Below are 16,436 nucleotides of genomic sequence, written 5' to 3'. Positions count from 1 at the left end.
GACGGTGTCCGCTCCGGTACTGCGCGGAGGCTCAGCCCTGCTGGAAGAGCTCCGCCGGCAGCGGCTTGAGCAGCGCGTACAGATCGTCGGTGATGGGCCGGTCCCAGCTGGCGATGGTGACCAGCACACCGTCACTGCGGTCGAACTGAGCGCAGGAGATCCGGCTCTCGGAGCACTTGATGCGCTTGACGATCAGCAGGTTGTCCTCGTGCATCACGGGGGTGTCCTCGCTCTCGACAACCGTCACCGGCTCGTCGTTGCCGAGCGCCGCGAGCAGCTGTGCCACCTCGAAGGGCACCTGGTCGTCCTCCAGCTCGCGGGCCGGGGAGCCGTCGGGCAGATTGCCGATGATCATCGCGGGGCCGCGGCCGCCGAACAGGTCGTAGCGGAGGAAGACGCCCTGGCAGCTCCCGTCGGGCGCGGGCAGCAGCCCCGCTCCGAGATTGCCCGGCCAGTCCCCGGGGTCCATGGCGAGGACGTCGAAGTCAGGCCCGGCGGGCGTGGCTGCGCTGCGGCGGCGGAGGAAGGACATGCCGCCATCGTACGTGGCCCGGCCGGGCCCGCGGCGCGGACGTCGGCGTGAGCGGCGCCCGGTGCGCGGAGCCGCCGCCTCCTCTTGGTGTCGGCCGTCAGGCCTGGTCGGCCAGTGCGCGAAGCCGGCGCAGCGCCTCGTCGGTCGCGGCGTGCGGCACGAAGAGGTGATCGTGGTGGAAACCGGCGACGACATTGCAGCTGAGGCCGGCCTGGGCGAGTGCGGTGGCCACGGCGGCGGTCAGTCCGACGGCGTCCAGCGCGGAGTGCACCCGCAGGGTGATCCAGCCGGCGACATAGTCGTACGCCAGGCCCGCGCGGTCGGCCTCGTCCTGGTGGACGACGAGGGTGCGGCCTTCGGGCTCGGCGACGGTGACCACCGGCGTCAGCCCTTCGGGGACCGCGCCGGGCACACTCGTGAAGACAAAGCGGCCCTCGTTCCGCTCGGGACGCATCCCGCTCAGCAGGGCCCGGAGATCACGTTCGCCCGTCATGCCCTCACCCTACGGGGCACCGACCTGTCCTTCCCGGCGCCGCTCGTGGTGGCGAGCGACCCGGGCCCGGTTGCCGCAGGAGGGGGTGCACCACTCCTGGCGGGCGTGGTCCTTGACGAAGTAGCGCACACAGCGCGGGGCGGGGCAGGCCCGCAGCAGCAGCCGGTCGGGGCCGGTGAGGAAGACGAGGGCGGCGCGGGCCAGCGCGGCGACGATCCGGTCGGCGGGCGGCTGGGAGCCGGCCGGGTGGTGCCGCACGGCCGGCGGCTCGCCCGGCTCCCAGCTGAGCCGGGGTGCCGTGGGGACCAGGGCCGCGGCGGCGTTCAGCCGGCGGATCGCCTCTTCTTCCGGGAGCAGCCGGTGGGCATCGGCGGAGCTGGGCGGTCCCGGCCGGACGGCACGGGCGAACAGCGACCGGACGGCGGAGCGCAGTTCCCGCACGGCGGTGTGCAGCGCCTCGTCCGGAATGGCCGGGGCGGCCGGGCAGTCCAGCTGCGCGGCCCGCTCGCGCACCCACACCGCGAGCCCTTCCGGACCGGCCAGATCATCGGCGACGCCGCCGTGCCCGTCATGGCGGAGGGTGACGGCGAGTTCGAGTGCGAGCCGTGTGGCGGTCATGAGGCTAATGGTAGCGTCGTCATCAACCATTAACTATCTGAGGGGCGGTATGGCTGACATCCGTCAACTGCTGCGCGGTCTCCCGGTGTTCGCGGGCGAGCTGCCCGCATTCGATCCGCAGGAGACACCCGACGACCCGGTGGAACTCTTCACCGCCTGGCTCCTCGGCGCCGTACGGGCGCAGGTCCCCGAGCCGCATGCCATGACGGTCTCGACCGCAGGCGCCGACGGCAATCCGTCGGCCCGCACCCTGATCCTCAAGGACATCGACGCGGACGGCTGGCGGTTCGCCGCGCACCGCGACAGCACCAAGGGGCGCGAGCTGGCGGACCGCCCGTACGCCGCACTCACCTTCTACTGGCAGCCGCTCGCCCGCCAAGTGCGGGTCCGCGGACCGGTGGTGCAGGAGAGCGCGGAGCGCGCGGCCGCGGACTTCCTCGCGCGCGGCGCCGGCGCCCGGGCCGAGGCGCTGCTCGGGCGGCAGAGCCGCACCCTGAGCGGCCTGGCCGAACGGGACGCGGCGGTAGCGGCGTCGGCGGCCCGCCTCGCCCGCGAGCCCGGCCTCGTCGCGCCCGGATGGACGCTGCACACGGTGCGTGCGGAGTCGGTGGAGTTCTGGCAGGGCGACAAGGACCGCAAGCACACCCGGCTGGCCTACCAGCGGGCCGGCGACGCATGGACGAAGGGGCTCCTGTGGCCATGACGACGGAGCGGACACTTCCGGCCGAGGCGGTCCGCGCCGCGATCGAGGCGGGGCAGGAGCGGCTCCGAGTCCTGCTGCCCGCCCTGACCGATGACGGGGTGCGGGAGCCGAGCGAGCTGCCCGGCTGGTCCCGCGCCCATGTCCTCTCGCACATCGAGGGCGTCGCGCTGGCCCTGGCCCGGCAGGCCCGCTTTGCGCTGCGCGGTGAGCTGATCGAGCCGTACGACGGCGGGCACCCGGCGCGCGCGGCCGCCATCGAGGCCGGTGCGGTACGCGAGGCGGCGGCGCTCGGGCACGCCGTCCGGGCCGCCCTCGCCGAGGCGTCCGCGGCCTGGGCGGCGGTCGGTCCTGCCGACTGGACGCGGCCGGTGCGGCATCGCAACGGCGATCTGCGCTCCGTATTGCTGTGCTGGTGGCGGGAGTTGGAGATTCACACGGCGGACGCCCGGATCGGGCACGGGCCGCGGGACTGGCCCCGGGAGCTGTGCCACCACCTCCTGGACCATCTGGCACCTCGCGCACCGAAGGATCTGCACCTCGTCCTGACGGCCACGGACGACGCCCGCTCGCGGCGGTACGGCGGTGCCGGCGCGCCGGCGGTCACCGTCAGCGGTCCGCTCACCGACCTCGCGGCCTGGCTGGCCGGCCGCAATCCGACCCACCCGCTCGACTTCCGCGCGTCGGGCAGGGCCGTTCCACCGCCCGAGCTGCTGGACTGGCCGTAGCCCGCGCTCCCGGCACCGTCTTCCGGAAGGACACCACCCCCATGCCCCCTCCCGGGTCCGCCGCACCTCCGGTCCTCAACCTCTGGAAGGCGGGCCTCAGTTCGGTACCTGCCGAGGTGTGGCGGCGTGAGGACTGGGAGGTGCTGATCCTCGCCGACAACACCCTGACCGAGGTCCCGGCGGCGCTCGGCCGGCTGCGCGCGCTGCATACCCTCGACCTCGGCCACAACGCGCTGACCGCGGTCCCCGACGAGATCGGCGAGCTCGCCGGGCTGACCCGCTTCCTCTATCTGCACGACAACCGGCTCACCACCCTGCCGGACTCGCTCGGCAACCTGGACCGGCTCGGCTATCTCAACGTCGGCGAGAATCCGCTCGGTCGGCTGCCGGCCGCACTCGGCCGGATGGTCGGACTCGTCGAACTCCGGGCACAGAACGCCGAGTTGACCACTCTTCCCGAGACGCTGGGGCGACTCGGCCACCTCCGTGAGCTGTGGCTGGGCGGCAATGCGCTGACGGAGCTGCCCGAGAGCGTTGCGGCGCTGCACGAACTGAGGGTGCTGGAGCTCCGGGACAACGCCCTCCCCGGCGTCCCCGAAGCGCTGCGCACGCTGCCGCTGCTGCGCCGGATCGACCTGCGCGGCAACCGGATCGCGGTGCTGCCGCCGTGGATCGTGCGGCTGCCGTCGCTGGAGAAGCTGGACCTGCGCTGGAACACCGTGGACGACGGGGCGGAACCGGTCCTGGCGCTACGGCGGAGGGGGTGTGTGGTGCTCACCTGACGCTCCCGGGCCCACGTGGTGCACCGCGGGACAGCGGCATGACCGGCGCGTCGGGCGCCGGGCGCTGCTCCGCGCCGCCGTGTCCGATGCGTCGTGAGCGGTAGTCGCCTCACACGGCCTGCCGGACGGAACCCGGGCGGGTACGCGGGCCCGCGCTGATCCGACGGACACGCCTAGGTGAGATCGAATTCGCCGTCGCGGGCGTCGAGGACGAAGGCGCGCCACTCGGCGGGCGTGAAGATCAACGCCGGGATCTCCGGGCTGTGGCGGTTGCGCATCGCGATATACCCCTCGACGAAGGCGATCTGCACGCCGCCCACGCCCTGGCCGCTCGACTGCCACTCGGCCTGCGTCAGGTCGAGATCCGGCCTCGGCCCGCCCACGAGCCGCTGCTCGGTGATGCTGTCGGTCACGTGTTCCGCTCCTCCCGGTTCGTCGTCCGCGGTCAGCCTAACCACTGTGTCCGGGGACGGACAGGGGACGTGGCGAAGCGGTGGAGTGGTGGTCGGGGAAGGGGGCGCACCGTCTCGGCGCGCCCGCCCCCTGGGTGTCAGGTGACCGGCGCGTCGGCCCCTACCAGCCACATCGAGAAGAACTGGGAGCCGCCGCCGTACGCGTGCCCCAACGCCGTGCGGGCGCCGTCGACTTGATGCTCGCCGGCCTGACCGCGTACTTGGAGGGCGGCCTCCGCGAAGCGGATCATCCCGGAGGCGCCGATGGGATTGGTGGACAGCACCCCGCCGGACGGGTTGACCGGGAGATCACCCTCCAGTTCGGTGACGCCCGACTCGGTGAGCTTCCAGCCCTCGCCCTCCTCGGCGAAGCCCAGGTTCTCCAGCCACATCGGCTCGTACCAGCTGAAGGGGACATACATCTCCACCGCGTCGATCTGCCGGCGCGGATCGGTGATACCGGCCTGCCGGTAGACATCGGTGGCGCAGTCCTTGCCGGCCTGTGGGGAGACGAAGTCCTTGCCGGCGAAGAGGGTGGGTTCGCTGCGCATGGCCCCGCCGTGCACCCAGGCCGCCGGGTGGGGTGCGCGGGCGGCTCCGGTGCGGTCGGTGAGGATCATCGCGCAGGCGCCGTCGGAGGACGGGCAGGTCTCGGAGTAGCGGATCGGGTCCCAGAGCATCGGCGCGGCCTGGACCTTTTCGAGGGTGATGTCGTTCTCGTGGAGGTGGGCATAGGGGTTCTTGAGGGCGTTGCGGCGGTCCTTGTAGGCGACGAGGGAGCCGACGGTGTCCGGGGCGCCGGTGCGCCTCATGTAAGCGCGGACATGCGGGGCGAAGAAGCCGCCGGCGCCGGCCAGCAGGGGCTGCTGGAAAGGGATCGGCAGGGACAGGCCCCACATGGCGTTGGACTCGGACTGCTTCTCGAAGGCGAGGGTGAGGACGGTGCGGTGGACGCGGGCGGCGACCAGGCCGGCGGCGACCAGTGCGGTGGAGCCGCCCACCGAGCCGGCGGTGTGCACCCGCAGCATCGGTTTGCCGACGGCGCCCAGAGCGTCGGCCAGGTACAGCTCGGGCATCATCAGGCCCTCGAAGAAGTCGGGAGCCTTGCCGATCACCACGGCGTCGATGTCCGCCCAGGTCAACCCGGCGTCGTCGAGGGCGCGTCGGGCGGCCTCGCGGACGAGTCCGGCGAGGGAGACATCGCGGCGGGCGGCGACGTGTTTGGTCTGGCCGATGCCGATGACGGCCACGGGCTCCTTGCTCATCACTCACCCTCCAGGACGGCGACCAGGTTCTGCTGCAGGCACGGCCCCGAAGTGGCGTGCGCGAGGGCGCGGTCGGACTCGCCGCGCTGGATGCGGGCGGCCGCCTCGCCGAGGCGGATCAGGCCCGCGGCCATGACGGGATTGGCGGCCAGCGCGCCGCCGGACGGGTTGATACACACCGTGCTGTCCGGTGCGTCGAGTTTCAGGGCGCGGCGCAGTACGACCTCCTGGGAGGTGAAGGGGGCGTGCAGCTCGGCGGTGTCCACCATGGGGGCACCGCCCGTGCCCTGGCGACCGTGCGGGACCTCGAAGGCGCCGGCGCGCTCGGCGGCGAGCCGGGTGGACGGAGAGTCGGTGAGGTCGCGGACGCCCAGGCTGTGTGCCTCGATGCGGTGGTCGAGGCCGCGGATCCAGGCGGGGCGGTCGGTCAGCCGGCGGGCGGTGTCGCCGGCGGCGAGGATGACGGCGGCCGCGCCGTCGCCGATGGGCGGGCAGTCGCCGGTGCGCAGCGGGGCGACGAGCAGCTCGCCCGCGGGCACCTCGCCGCGCAGCTGGGCGTGCGGGTTGGAGCCGGCGGCCGCGCGGCCGCGGGCGGCGATACCGGCCAGTGCCCGCGCGTCGGTGAGTCCCGCGTCGATCAGGGCTTGGGCCTGGAGGGCGGCGAGTGCGACGGAGTCGGGCCACAGCGGGGCGACGTAGTACGGGTCGAGCTGGCGGGTGAGGACGTCGCGGACGTCGCCGGGCGAGGACTTGCCGTAGGCGTAGACGAGTGCGGTCTCCGCCTCGCCGGTGAGGATCTTCACCCAGGCCTCGTACAGCGCCCAGGCGCCGTCCATCTCGACATGGGATTCGGAGATCGGCGGCCAGGCGCCGACGCCGTCCAGTGCCATGGTGAAGGAGAAGGCCCGGCCGGCGAGGTAGTCGGACGAGCCGGAGCAGGTGAAGTCGATGTCCCGGGCCGCCAGGCCGGTCCGGTCCAGCACCTCGTGGAGTACCGGCATCAGCATCTCGACCTCGGAGGTCTCCGCACTGTCGCGGACGTGATCGCTCTGCCCGAAGGCGACGATGGCGACGTCGCGCATCAGATCAGCTCCTTGTAGCTGTCGTAGTCGGCATCGGGTTCGCCGGTGGGGCGGTAGTGGTCGGGAAAGCGGCCGTCCTCGGCCCAGACGGGTTCGACCCGCAGCCCCATGCGGACCTGGTCGTACGCGATGCCGCCGATGCGGGCATGCAGTGCCAGATCGGCGCCGTCCAGGGCGATATGGGCGTAGACGTAGGGGACCTCGATGTCGAGATTCCGGGCTTTGATGTTGACGATGCAGAAGGTGGTGACGGTGCCGCGGGGGCCGACCTCGACCTGGGTGTCGGTGGCGACGCCGCAGGTGGGGCAGGCGCCGCGGGGCGGGACATAGACCTTGCGGCAGGAGGGGCAGCGCTCGCCCACGGTCCGGTGGCCGGAGAGCGCCCGGAGGTAGCGGGACTGGGCGCGGCCGGGCGAGTAGGTGTAGTCGAGCCGGGCGGGGGTGGTGATCCCGGTGACCGGGTCCGCGAACTCCCCGCTGTGGGCAACTGGCCGGCCGTCACCGGCCGGGCCGTCGTCCCGCTCGAAGCAGGCGATGTCGGTGATCGCGCCGGTGCGCTGTGCGGCCCAGCGGACACGGACCCGCATACCGGTGCGTACGGCGTCGGGGCCGGGGGCGTCCAGCGCGTGCAGCAGCGCGGTGTCGGCGCCGTCGAGCCGGACCAGGACCCAGGCGAAGGGGGTGGTGAGCGGCTGGCCGCGGCGTGGGGCCGGGTTCCAAGCCCAGGTGGTGACGGTGCCGCCGGTGCCGACCTCGACCAGCTCGCGGATCTCCTCGGCGGTGACCGGGTCGTATTCGGTGGGCGGTACGACCACCCGGCCGTCGCTCGCCGTGACACCGAGGACGGTGCGCTCGCGCAGCCCGGTCAGAAAGGCGCTCTGGACGGGCCCGAGCGAGCGGGTGAAGGGGAATTCCACGACGAGGGGCGCCGTGAGGACCTCTGGCATGCATGGCTCCTTGGGTCAGGCGCGCCGGTAGACGGGTGGGCGCTTCTCGGCGAAGGCCCGGGAGCCCTCTTTGGCGTCGGCGGTGTCGAAGAGGGGCCAGCCACGGGCGAGTTCGGCCTGCAGCCCGTCGGTCTCGGTCATCTCGGCGGTCTCGTAGACGGACGCCTTGACGGCTTCGACGGCCAGCGGTCCGCAGGCGTTGATCAGCTCGGCGATCTCCAGGGCCTTCTCCAGCGCGGTCCCCTCGGGCACGACATGGCCGATCAGCCCGATGCGTTCGGCCTCGCGCGCGGGGTAGGGCCGGCCGGTGAGCAGCATCTCCAGGGCGTGGGTGCGGGGAATCTGGCGGGCGAGACGGACGGTGGAGCCGCCGATCGGGAACAGTCCGCGCCGGACCTCGAAGAGCCCGAAGGTGGCGCTCTCGCCGGCGACGCGGATGTCGGTGCCCTGGAGGATCTCCGTCCCGCCCGCGACACAGTGGCCCTCGACGGCGGCGATCACGGGTTTGCGGGGGCGGTGGTGCCGCAGCATCGCCTTCCAGTGCAGATCGGGGTCGTCGCGCAGCCGGTGGCGGTACTGCTCGCCGGCCATGCCGTCGCCCGCGAGGGCCTTGAGGTCCATTCCGGCACAGAAGGTGCCGCCGGCGCCGGTGAGGACGATGGAGCGGATCTCGTCGTCCTCGTCTGCGGCGGTCCAGCCGTCGTACAGGCCCACCAGCATCGGCAGCGAGAGCGCGTTCTTCGCCTCCGGCCGGTTGAGGGTGAGCACCAGTGTCGCGCCGATGCGCTCCACCGACAGATGTTCCGTGCTGCCCATTCCGTCCTCCCGTCTCACGACGTAGAACAGGTTGCAGTAGCCGCACACCGACTTCAAGACCTTTCTGACAGGTAGTCAGATTTCTTCGCCGTGGCCCTTCCCTACTCCTTCCGGCGGCGCTGTAATGACCGCCAAGCCGACGCCCGCCCGGTCTGGAGGAGACGTGGAGTACAACCTTGCCGACCTCTTCGAGTCGATCGTCGACACGGTCCCCGACCGCGAGGCACTGGTGTACATCGACCATCCGGGGACCGGCAGCGAACGGCGGCTGACCTACGCCGAGCTGGACCGCGCCGCCAACCGCCTGGCTCACCACCTCGGCGACCGCGGCATCGGCCCCGGTCAGCACGTCGGACTGCACCTCTACAACGGCGTCGAATACCTCCAGGCCGTCTACGCCTGCCTGAAGATCCGGGCCGTCCCGGTGAACGTCAACTACCGCTATGTCGAAGAGGAGTTGGTCTACCTCTACCGGGATGCCGACCTGGCGGCGCTGGTCTTCGACGCGGAGTTCACCGCGCGGGTGGCCGCCGCCCTCCCGCAGGCACCCGGGCTACGGCATCTCGTACGGGTCGGCACTCCGCCCGCCGGCGCCCCCGAACCACGGATCGCGCCCGTCGCGCTCGTCGACGCCGAGGCCGCCGGCTCCCCCGCGCGCGGCTTCGGGCCGCGCTCCGCCGACGACCAGGTCGTGATCTACACCGGCGGCACCACCGGTATGCCCAAGGGCGTGATGTGGCGCCACGAGGACCTCTTCTTCGCCGGGATGGGCGGCGGGGCACCGACCGGTGAGCCGGTGCAGCGGCCGCAGGAGCTGGCCGAGCGGGTCGCGGCCGGCGGCGACGGGATCGTCTTCTTCCCCACTCCCCCGCTGATGCACGGCACCTCCACCCTCACCGCGTTCATCGCCTTCCACTTCGGCCAGAAGGTCGTCATCCACCGCAAATACGTGCCCGAGGAGGTGCTGCGGACCATCGAGCGGGAGCGGGTCACCAGCGTGTCGCTGGTCGGCGATGCGATGCTGCGCCCGCTCGTCGATGCGCTGGGCGGGCCGCTCAAGGGCACCGACTGCTCCTCGCTGTTCAGCGTCAGCAGCTCCGGCGCGATCCTCTCCGAGACCGTACGCGCCCAGTTCAGTGCGCTGGCCCCGCACGTCATGCTGCTCAACAACTTCGGCTCGTCCGAATCCGGGTTCAACGGCACCGCCACCGACGACTCGGGCCCCGCCAAGGGATTCCGGCTGCACGTCAACTCCCGTACGGCGGTGGTGGATCCGGCGACCTACGAGCCGGTTCCGGCCGGCGAGGTGGGCCGAATCGCGCTGCGCGGGCATGTCCCGCTGGGCTACTACAACGACCCGAGGAAGACCGCCGAGACCTTCTTCGAGGCGCACGGTGACCGGTGGGTGCTGCTGGGCGATATGGCGACCGTCGACGAGGCGGGCATCGTCACCGTTCTCGGCCGGGGCTCGCAGTGCATCAACTCCGGTGGCGAGAAGGTCTATCCGGAGGAGGTCGAGCAGGCGCTGAAGGCGCATCCGGACGTCTATGACGCGCTGGTGGCGGGCGTGCCGGACGAGCGGTGGGGCAACCGTGTCGCGGCCGTGGTCCAACTGCGCCCCGGCGCGGCACCCTTGGACCTGGAAGGCCTGCAGCTCCACTGCCGGACCCGGTTGGCGGGGTACAAGATTCCGCGCGCCGTCGTCTTCACCGACCGCATCCAGCGCTCGCCCAGCGGCAAGGCGGACTACCGCTGGGCGAAGGCGATGGCGGCGGGCGAGCGGACGGGCTGAGCCGGTCGGACGGGGCGGGCCGAGCCCGACGGGCCGAGCCGGGCGGGCCGCCGGGCCCCGCCATGGGTCAGGTTCGGGCGCAGACCGACCGCAGCGAGCGGGCCAGTGCCACCGTGTGCAGCCCGTCCAGGTGCCGCTCATGGCGTACCTGCGCGGCAGCCGCGGTCAGCAGCGGAGCGCAGTACGGCGCCGAGCGGGCGTGCGGGGAGCCGGCCAGGGCCCGCACCAGCGCGCCGTTGATGCGGTTGATCTCCTTGCGTACCTCCTTGAGGTCCGGCCGCCCGGTCGGTGCCTGCGCGGGGTCCGCGTCCCACCTGCGGTGCAGCCCACGCTGCACGATCTTGCCGGCCTCGATCTGATCCCGGAAGATCCGCACCGTCGCCGCCGGATCGGCGCCCAGCTGCCGGGCCTGTTCGGCCACCGTGTTCAGCACCTCCTGCTCACGGGCCGGGTCGTCGATGGGGGTGCCGGTGCCCCACTTCGCCGCGGCCACCAGGTCGCCGGTGGCCAGCCGCTCCGCGGACAGCCCGGCGAGCGGCCGGAGTTGGCCGTACGGGGAGTGCCCGCCGGCGGCCGACGGTGCGGCCGTGGCCGGCGGGGCGGCGGGTGCCGCGGCGGCCGCGCCGGTTCCGGTGAACAGGACGGCCGCGGCCGCGCCGGCGGCCAGGGCGCTCCGGATCGAGGGGGTCAGGTGCACGGTCGGCGGCCTTTCTCGAACCCCGGGAAAACCCCGGGGAGTTCAGGGGACGGCGTACGGCCGTGAGCCTAAGGGAACCGGGCGGCCGGGCGCAGCGGGCCGCCCGGCCGCCTATGAGTGCGGCGCGAGGAACGAGTTGACCGCGGCGAGGAATTCTCCGGGGCGCTCCTCGTGGACGAGATGACCGGCACCCTCCACCGTCACCAGGCGGGCATCGGGGATCCGCTCCACCAGCTCGGCGAGGTGTTCCTGAGGGATGTGGCCGGACTCGCCGCCGGCGATGACCAGGGTCGGTGCGGTGATCTTCTCCAGCGCTTCCCACCACACGGGGTCGGGCGCATTGCGCTCCGCCACCACCGCGATCTTGGCCTGCCAGTCGAACGGCTGCGGACCGGCCGGCTGCTCCGGCGCCTGCTGCGGCGGGTCGGCGGGCAGCGGCGGAACCGCTTCCTCCAGGACCAGCCGGTCCACCAGCTCGGGCCGCTCCGCGGCCAGCAGCAGTGCGGCCACCGCGCCCAGTGAGTGCCCGACGAGGACCACCCGCTCCAGGCCGAGCGCCTGCAGGAAGCCGATCGCGTCGTCCCGCCACCGTTCGAAGCCGTACTCACCGGGCCAGTCGCTGAGCCCATGGCCCCGCTGGTCGACGGCGTAGACCCGATGGGTGCCGGCGAGCCGGCCGACGACACCGCGCCAGTCCTCGCCGTCCTCCCCGAGGCAGTGCAACAGCACGGCCGGGGGCGCGTCCTCCTCTCCCCACACCCGGTACGCCAGCTGGACCTCACCGACCTGCACGTTCTGGACGTCACTCATGTGCCGGACGCTACCCGGGAGGTGTCTGCGCCACGCCCCTTGACGTGTTCGCCGCGCGCTGATTACTTGGATCAGCATGTGGCTACCGAATGATCGGTAGGGAAACGAGGCGGTGAACTCCATGCCGGAAACGGCTACGGGCAGTGAAACGTTCGATGAGGCGGAACGACTCTCCGCGGACGCGTTGCACGCCCTGCAACTGACCCGACTGCGCGCCTCGTTGCAGCATGCCTACGACCACGTCCCGTTCTACCGGGAGTCCTTCGACCGGGCCGGGATGCATCCGCAGGACTGCCGCTCGCTCGGCGATCTCGCCCGCTTCCCGTTCACCGTCAAGGATGATCTGCGCGCCCAGTACCCCTTCGGGATGTTCGCCGTCCCGAAGGAGAAGGTGCGGCGTATTCATGCCTCCAGCGGCACCACGGGCCGCCCGACGGTCGTCGGCTACACCGAGCGCGATCTGTCGCACTGGGCGGATGTCGTCGCCCGCTCCCTCCATGCGGCCGGCGGGCGCCCTGGCCACACCGTCCATATCGCGTACGGATACGGCCTGTTCACCGGCGGTCTGGGCGCCCACTACGGCGCGGAGCGGCTCGGCTGCACGGTCGTCCCGGCATCCGGCGGGATGACCAGCCGGCAGGTGCAGATCATCCAGGACCTCCGGCCCGAGATCATCATGGTCACGCCGTCCTACATGCTCACCCTGCTCGACGAGTTCGAGCGGCAGGGCATCGATCCCCGTACGACCTCGCTCCAGGTGGGCGTCTTCGGCGCCGAGCCCTGGACGCAGGAGATGCGCCGCGAGATCGAGGAGCGGTTCGCGATCGACGCCGTGGACATCTACGGCCTGTCGGAGGTGATGGGCCCCGGCGTGGCGCAGGAGTGTGTGGAGACCAAGGACGGGCTCCATATCTGGGAGGACCACTTCTATCCGGAGGTGGTCGACCCGATCACCGGTGAAGTGCTGCCGGACGGTGCGCACGGCGAGCTGGTGTTCACCTCGCTCACCAAGGAAGCGATGCCGGTCATCCGTTATCGCACCCGTGATCTGACCCGGCTGCTGCCCGGTACCGCACGCGCCGCCTTCCGCCGGATGGAGAAGATCACCGGACGCAGCGACGACATGATCATTCTGCGTGGGGTCAATCTCTTCCCCGCGCAGATCGAGGAAATCGTGCTGCGGACGCCCGGCGTCGCCCCGCACTTCCAGCTGAAGCTGACCCGGGAGGCCCGGATGGACCGGCTGACCGTGCGCGCCGAGGCCCGGCCGGGCGCGACCCCTGAGGTGCGCACGGTCGCCGCCGGACTGATCGCACGCGGCGTCAAGGACGGGATCGGGGTCTCGGTCGCCGTCGAGATCGTCGACCCGGAGACCCTGGAGCGCTCGGTCGGCAAGATCAAACGCATTGTGGACGCCCGGCCGCGGGACAAGGCGTAGGAGCAAGGCCGGGCGTCCTCCGCGGCCCGTTCGCCGGAGGATGGAGGCCGGAATCCCGCGGGCGGTACGGCGGGGCAGGGCACGGCCGATGGGCTGCTCAGCCCGCCGGGTCCGGTCGGCCGGCGAGGTCGGCGAGGTCGGCGAGGTCGGCGAAGGCCGCCCGGACGGCCTCGGGGTTCTCGATCCAGGGGAAATGGCCGGCTTCCGCGATGGGGCGGTGCAGGATGTGCGGCCCGTGGAACCCCGGCTCGTCCTGCCAGAGCCCCTGGTCGACGATGTGGTCCCGGTCGCCGCTGACGATCAGGGTCGGCAGGGCCCGTGGTGTCCAGCGGGCCCGGTAGCTGTCGTCGAAATGGGCCGCCGCCACCAGGCCGAGCAGCGACTCGGAGCCCAGTCCTGGTCCGCCGGGCACGAAGAGCCAGTTCCCGCGCCCGTCACCGGAGGTGACCTGGCGCAGCCGGACTCCCGAAGCCGTCCACCGCTCCTGCCGCTCCGCTCCCACCGCGTCCGCGCTCCGTCCTGCGGTCATGCGTCCCTCATGCTTCCCTCATCCGTCCCACTGTTCCGGGGGACGATAGGCGCTGGTGACCGTTGCGGGCCCGGCATTTTTGGCTGCGCGGTGCGGGGAACCTGCCGCGCCGACGCGACGGCTCGCGGCCTGTGCGAGCCGGCGGGCGGGCCCAACCCGGCGGGCAGACGGGCAGGCGCGGCCCCCTCGCGGCCGGGCGCCGCCGACTCGCCGCACCAGCGAGGCACCGGCCGGACGCGGGGTCGGCTCAGCTCATCGTCGGGTCTCCCTTGATCAGCGCGAACGGGGCTCCTGCCGGGTCCTTGAGCATGGCCAGCCGGCCGACGCCCGGGGCATCGGTGGGCGGGATGAGGGTCGTGGCGCCGTGGTCGGTGGCCGCGGCGAAGGTGGCGTCGCAGTCGGTCACACCGAAATACGGGTGCCACTCCGATGTCGAACCGGCCTGCAGATTCTCCTTCGGCAGCTGCATGATGCCGCCGTGCCCGGTGTCGTCGCCCTTGCCGCCGCCCGGCGCGGAGATGACGGAGTAGATCAGGTCACCGCCCATCGGCATGTCCTGACAGCTCCAGGAGAAGACCGAGCCGTAGAACTCCTTCGCCGCGGCCGCTTCGGTGGTGTACAGCTCCGTCCAGCACAGCGTGTTCGGCTCCATGACCGTCTCCAGGCCCTTGACGTCGCCCGGCTGCCAGACGGCGAAATCGGCGCCGGTCGAGTCGGTGAAGGCGGCCAGCCGGCCCGCGGTGAAGACATCCATCGGCGGGACGCGTACCGACCCGCCGGCCTGCTCCACCGCCTTGACCGTGGCGTCCGCGTCGGGGGTCTGGAAATACACCGTCCAGGCGGAGCGCGCGCCCTCGTCCATCAGCGGGCCGACGGCGCCGACCGTCTTGCCGTCGAGCTGGAAGAAGCCGTACCCGCCGGCGTCCGGGCCGGCCGACTGGAAGGTCCAGCCGAACACGGCGCTGTAGAAGGAGACGGCGTCGTCGATATCGGGGGCCCCGAGGTCGAGCCAGTTCGGTGTGCCCGGGACGTAGTTGGTCGTCAGCATGGGTGGTCCTCCGTCGCACGGATCGTGAACGTTCACGGCTGTTTCCCGCCGTTTCTCAGCATGGCAGGGGGCACTGACAACCGCCCTTCACGCACGCCGTGCCGGGCCCGGCTCAGGGCGCGCCGAACCGTGCGCGCAGCTCACGCTTGAGGACCTTGCCGCTGGCATTGCGCGGCAGCGCGTCCACGAACATCACCCGTTTGGGCGCCTTGAACGGCGCAAGGCGGGCGCGGGCCGCCGCGATCAGCTCCTGCTCCCCCACCGCCTCGCCGCCGTCCTCGCCCCCGGCACCGCCCGTGCCGTCCGTACGCCGTACGACCACCGCGGTCACCGCCTCGATCCAGCGCGCGTCCGGCAGCCCGATGACCGCGACCTCGGCCACCTGGGGATGCTCGTAGAGCACATCCTCGACCTGGCGCGAGGCGACCAGTACGCCGCCGGAGTTGATGACGTCCTTGACCCGGTCGACCACCGTGAAATAGCCCTCCGCGTCACGGACGGCGAGGTCCCCGGAGTGGAACCAGCCGTCCCGGAACGCCTCGGCCGTCTCCTCCGGCTTGTCCCAGTAGCCGGTGCACAGCTGCGGGGAGCGGTAGACGACCTCGCCCCGGGTGCCGTCCGCCACTTCCCGGCCCTCCTCGTCCACCACCCGCGCCTCGACGAACAGCACCGGGCGCCCGCAGGAGTCCATCCGGCCGTCGTGTTCGCCGGGGCCGAGCACGGTGGCCAGCGGCCCGATCTCGCTCTGCCCGAAGCAGTTGTAGAAGGCGAGCCCGGGCAGCCGGGCGCGGAGCCGCTCCAGGACCGGCACCGGCATGATCGAGGCACCGTAGTAGGCCTTGCGCAGCCCGCTCAGCTCCCGGGCGGTCAAGTCGGGGTGGTTCGAGAGCGCGATCCACACGGTCGGCGGCGCGAACAGGCTGTCGGCCAGGCCCTTTTCCACCAGGTCGAAGATCCGTCCCGGGTCGGGCCCGTCCAGGATGGTGTTCTCCGCGCCCACCGCCAGGTAGGGCAGCAGGAAGACATGCATCTGCGCGGAGTGGTAGAGCGGGAGCGAGTGCAGCGGCCGGTCCGTCTCCTTCAGGTCGAGGGCGACGACCGCGCTGGTGTACTCGTGCACCAGGGCACGGTGCGTCATCATCGCGCCCTTGGGCAACGCGGTGGTCCCCGAGGTGTAGAGAAGCTGGACGAGGGCCTCGTCGGACACCTCGGCCGCCGGCTCGGTGTCGGCCGGCTCGTCGTGGGCCGCGAGCCGCTCCAACAGCCCGTCGGGCGCCCCGTACAGAGGCATGGTGCGTACGGAGTCCGGCAGCCGGTGTGCGAGCGCGGCGTCGGTGAGCACCAGTGAGCTGCCCGACTGCTCCACGAGGTAGCGCAGATCCTCGCCGGTGAGGCTGTGGTTGACCGGCACATGCACCAGTCCGGCGCGGGCGCAGGCCAGGAAACCGATCAGATACGCGTCCGAGTTGTGGCCGTAGGAGGCCACCCGGTCTCCGGGCCGGAGGCCGGCCGCCCGCAGTACCCCCGCCGCGGCGGTCACCGCGTCGTCCAGCTCGCGATAGGTCCAGGCCCGGTCCGCGTACCGCACCGCAGTCCGCCCGGGCACCCGGCGGGCGCTGCGCCGCAGGACTCCGTCGACCGTATTGCTCCGCGCTTGCGTCATGGCGCGATCCTCGGCCGCCCCTCATCGCCGGTCAAGCCACCCGA

18 protein-coding genes are annotated in these 16,436 nt (G+C 72.2%); 5 read left to right on the top strand and 13 right to left on the bottom strand.

The genetic code is table 11. The features are described 5' to 3' along the window. Window positions 1-31: 31 nt before the first annotated feature. The 3 genes from ACGFWI_RS33050 to ACGFWI_RS33040 form a co-directional block, all read right to left on the bottom strand. Window positions 32-532 carry a hypothetical protein gene (locus ACGFWI_RS33050; protein WP_392378172.1) on the bottom strand — a complete coding sequence of 167 codons (501 nt, stop codon included), beginning with the start codon at window positions 530-532 and terminating at the stop codon, window positions 32-34. A 97-nt stretch (window positions 533-629) separates the two neighbouring features. Beyond that, window positions 630-1,025: an ACT domain-containing protein gene (locus tag ACGFWI_RS33045; RefSeq protein ID WP_393909731.1), complete on the bottom strand. Its 396-nt coding sequence runs from the start codon at window positions 1,023-1,025 to the stop codon at window positions 630-632. 9 nt (window positions 1,026-1,034) lie between these two features. Next, window positions 1,035-1,643, bottom strand: coding sequence for a CGNR zinc finger domain-containing protein (locus tag ACGFWI_RS33040; RefSeq protein ID WP_393909730.1), 609 nt, complete (start codon window positions 1,641-1,643; stop codon window positions 1,035-1,037). Window positions 1,644-1,692: 49 nt separating this feature from the next. Between ACGFWI_RS33040 and ACGFWI_RS33035 the strand changes: the two genes are divergently transcribed. The 3 genes from ACGFWI_RS33035 to ACGFWI_RS33025 are packed head-to-tail and all read left to right on the top strand — an operon-like array spanning window position 1,693 to window position 3,853. Then, window positions 1,693-2,346: a pyridoxal 5'-phosphate synthase gene (locus tag ACGFWI_RS33035; RefSeq protein ID WP_393909729.1), complete on the top strand. Its 654-nt coding sequence runs from the start codon at window positions 1,693-1,695 to the stop codon at window positions 2,344-2,346. Then, window positions 2,343-3,071 carry a maleylpyruvate isomerase family mycothiol-dependent enzyme gene (locus tag ACGFWI_RS33030; RefSeq protein WP_393909779.1) on the top strand — a complete coding sequence of 243 codons (729 nt, stop codon included), beginning with the start codon at window positions 2,343-2,345 and terminating at the stop codon, window positions 3,069-3,071. Before ACGFWI_RS33035 ends, ACGFWI_RS33030 begins: the two co-directional genes overlap by 4 nt. 41 nt (window positions 3,072-3,112) lie before the next feature. Continuing rightward, window positions 3,113-3,853, top strand: a complete 741-nt coding sequence (locus ACGFWI_RS33025) for a leucine-rich repeat domain-containing protein (RefSeq protein WP_393909728.1) — start codon at window positions 3,113-3,115, stop codon at window positions 3,851-3,853. Window positions 3,854-4,026: 173 nt separating this feature from the next. On the opposite strand, the gene ACGFWI_RS33020 is transcribed toward ACGFWI_RS33025, so the two are convergent. The 5 genes from ACGFWI_RS33020 to ACGFWI_RS33000 form a co-directional block, all read right to left on the bottom strand. After that, window positions 4,027-4,266 (bottom strand): DUF397 domain-containing protein, encoded by a 240-nt coding sequence (locus ACGFWI_RS33020; protein ID WP_393909727.1) that lies wholly within the window; start codon window positions 4,264-4,266, stop codon window positions 4,027-4,029. 137 nt (window positions 4,267-4,403) lie between these two features. After that, window positions 4,404-5,570 carry a thiolase domain-containing protein gene (locus ACGFWI_RS33015; RefSeq protein WP_393909726.1) on the bottom strand — a complete coding sequence of 389 codons (1,167 nt, stop codon included), beginning with the start codon at window positions 5,568-5,570 and terminating at the stop codon, window positions 4,404-4,406. Continuing rightward, a complete protein-coding gene (locus ACGFWI_RS33010; protein WP_393909725.1) occupies window positions 5,570-6,652 on the bottom strand; it encodes a thiolase domain-containing protein in 1,083 nt (360 codons plus the stop codon). The genes ACGFWI_RS33015 and ACGFWI_RS33010 overlap by 1 nt, the downstream gene beginning before the upstream one ends. Continuing rightward, window positions 6,652-7,599 (bottom strand): Zn-ribbon domain-containing OB-fold protein, encoded by a 948-nt coding sequence (locus ACGFWI_RS33005; protein ID WP_393909724.1) that lies wholly within the window; start codon window positions 7,597-7,599, stop codon window positions 6,652-6,654. The genes ACGFWI_RS33010 and ACGFWI_RS33005 overlap by 1 nt, the downstream gene beginning before the upstream one ends. A 15-nt stretch (window positions 7,600-7,614) precedes the next feature. Beyond that, entirely contained in the window at window positions 7,615-8,415 is an 801-nt protein-coding gene (locus ACGFWI_RS33000) for a crotonase/enoyl-CoA hydratase family protein (protein WP_393909723.1), read from the bottom strand. A gap of 163 nt (window positions 8,416-8,578) precedes the next feature. Here ACGFWI_RS33000 and ACGFWI_RS32995 point away from each other — a divergent pair, with 163 nt between their 5' ends. After that, the gene (locus tag ACGFWI_RS32995; RefSeq protein WP_393909722.1) at window positions 8,579-10,207 is read left to right on the top strand and encodes an acyl-CoA synthetase; all 1,629 of its coding nucleotides are present in this window, start codon (window positions 8,579-8,581) and stop codon (window positions 10,205-10,207) included. A 67-nt stretch (window positions 10,208-10,274) separates the two neighbouring features. On the opposite strand, the gene ACGFWI_RS32990 is transcribed toward ACGFWI_RS32995, so the two are convergent. Together ACGFWI_RS32990 and ACGFWI_RS32985 are read right to left on the bottom strand one after the other, a co-directional pair. Continuing rightward, window positions 10,275-10,904, bottom strand: coding sequence for a chorismate mutase (locus ACGFWI_RS32990; protein WP_393909721.1), 630 nt, complete (start codon window positions 10,902-10,904; stop codon window positions 10,275-10,277). Between the two features lie 111 nt (window positions 10,905-11,015). Then, the gene (locus tag ACGFWI_RS32985) at window positions 11,016-11,714 is read right to left on the bottom strand and encodes an alpha/beta fold hydrolase (RefSeq protein WP_393909720.1); all 699 of its coding nucleotides are present in this window, start codon (window positions 11,712-11,714) and stop codon (window positions 11,016-11,018) included. 121 nt (window positions 11,715-11,835) lie between these two features. On the opposite strand from ACGFWI_RS32985, the gene paaK reads away from it, so the two are divergent. After that, window positions 11,836-13,152 carry a phenylacetate--CoA ligase PaaK gene (gene paaK, locus ACGFWI_RS32980; protein ID WP_393909778.1) on the top strand — a complete coding sequence of 439 codons (1,317 nt, stop codon included), beginning with the start codon at window positions 11,836-11,838 and terminating at the stop codon, window positions 13,150-13,152. A 97-nt stretch (window positions 13,153-13,249) separates the two neighbouring features. Here paaK and ACGFWI_RS32975 read toward each other — a convergent pair whose 3' ends face one another. From ACGFWI_RS32975 to ACGFWI_RS32965, 3 genes are all read right to left on the bottom strand, one after another. Further along, complete coding sequence (locus tag ACGFWI_RS32975; RefSeq protein WP_393909719.1) at window positions 13,250-13,681, bottom strand: alpha/beta fold hydrolase; 432 nt, start codon at window positions 13,679-13,681, stop codon at window positions 13,250-13,252. 247 nt (window positions 13,682-13,928) lie between these two features. Beyond that, on the bottom strand, window positions 13,929-14,729 hold the full coding sequence (locus ACGFWI_RS32970; protein WP_393909718.1) for a VOC family protein: 801 nt from the start codon (window positions 14,727-14,729) through the stop codon (window positions 13,929-13,931). A gap of 112 nt (window positions 14,730-14,841) precedes the next feature. Continuing rightward, entirely contained in the window at window positions 14,842-16,392 is a 1,551-nt protein-coding gene (locus ACGFWI_RS32965) for a fatty acyl-CoA synthetase (protein WP_393909717.1), read from the bottom strand. Window positions 16,393-16,436 lie beyond the last annotated feature (44 nt).

The sequence above is a fragment of the Streptomyces sp. NPDC048434 genome (assembly GCF_043200375.1).
In the GTDB taxonomy this organism is placed as follows: domain Bacteria; phylum Actinomycetota; class Actinomycetes; order Streptomycetales; family Streptomycetaceae; genus Streptomyces.
Note: the sequence above shows the minus strand (reverse complement) of the source record. Positions and strands in the feature narration are given on the sequence as shown.

Bases quoted from the DNA above. Each gene is read 5' to 3' on its own strand.
- ACGFWI_RS33045 (WP_393909731.1), bottom strand. From the start codon at position 1,025: ATGACGGGCGAACGTGATCTCCGGGCCCTGCTGAGCGGGATGCGTCCC.
- ACGFWI_RS33000 (WP_393909723.1), bottom strand. From the start codon at position 8,415: ATGGGCAGCACGGAACATCTGTCGGTGGAGCGCATCGGCGCGACACTG.
- ACGFWI_RS33025 (WP_393909728.1), top strand. From the start codon at position 3,113: ATGCCCCCTCCCGGGTCCGCCGCACCTCCGGTCCTCAACCTCTGGAAG.
- ACGFWI_RS32965 (WP_393909717.1), bottom strand. From the start codon at position 16,392: ATGACGCAAGCGCGGAGCAATACGGTCGACGGAGTCCTGCGGCGCAGC.
- ACGFWI_RS32970 (WP_393909718.1), bottom strand. From the start codon at position 14,729: ATGCTGACGACCAACTACGTCCCGGGCACACCGAACTGGCTCGACCTC.
- ACGFWI_RS33010 (WP_393909725.1), bottom strand. From the start codon at position 6,652: ATGCGCGACGTCGCCATCGTCGCCTTCGGGCAGAGCGATCACGTCCGC.
- ACGFWI_RS33015 (WP_393909726.1), bottom strand. From the start codon at position 5,570: ATGAGCAAGGAGCCCGTGGCCGTCATCGGCATCGGCCAGACCAAACAC.
- ACGFWI_RS32985 (WP_393909720.1), bottom strand. From the start codon at position 11,714: ATGAGTGACGTCCAGAACGTGCAGGTCGGTGAGGTCCAGCTGGCGTAC.
- ACGFWI_RS33040 (WP_393909730.1), bottom strand. From the start codon at position 1,643: ATGACCGCCACACGGCTCGCACTCGAACTCGCCGTCACCCTCCGCCAT.
- ACGFWI_RS33035 (WP_393909729.1), top strand. From the start codon at position 1,693: ATGGCTGACATCCGTCAACTGCTGCGCGGTCTCCCGGTGTTCGCGGGC.
- ACGFWI_RS33005 (WP_393909724.1), bottom strand. From the start codon at position 7,599: ATGCCAGAGGTCCTCACGGCGCCCCTCGTCGTGGAATTCCCCTTCACC.
- ACGFWI_RS32975 (WP_393909719.1), bottom strand. From the start codon at position 13,681: ATGACCGCAGGACGGAGCGCGGACGCGGTGGGAGCGGAGCGGCAGGAG.
- paaK (WP_393909778.1), top strand. From the start codon at position 11,836: ATGCCGGAAACGGCTACGGGCAGTGAAACGTTCGATGAGGCGGAACGA.
- ACGFWI_RS33050 (WP_392378172.1), bottom strand. From the start codon at position 532: ATGTCCTTCCTCCGCCGCCGCAGCGCAGCCACGCCCGCCGGGCCTGAC.
- ACGFWI_RS33030 (WP_393909779.1), top strand. From the start codon at position 2,343: ATGACGACGGAGCGGACACTTCCGGCCGAGGCGGTCCGCGCCGCGATC.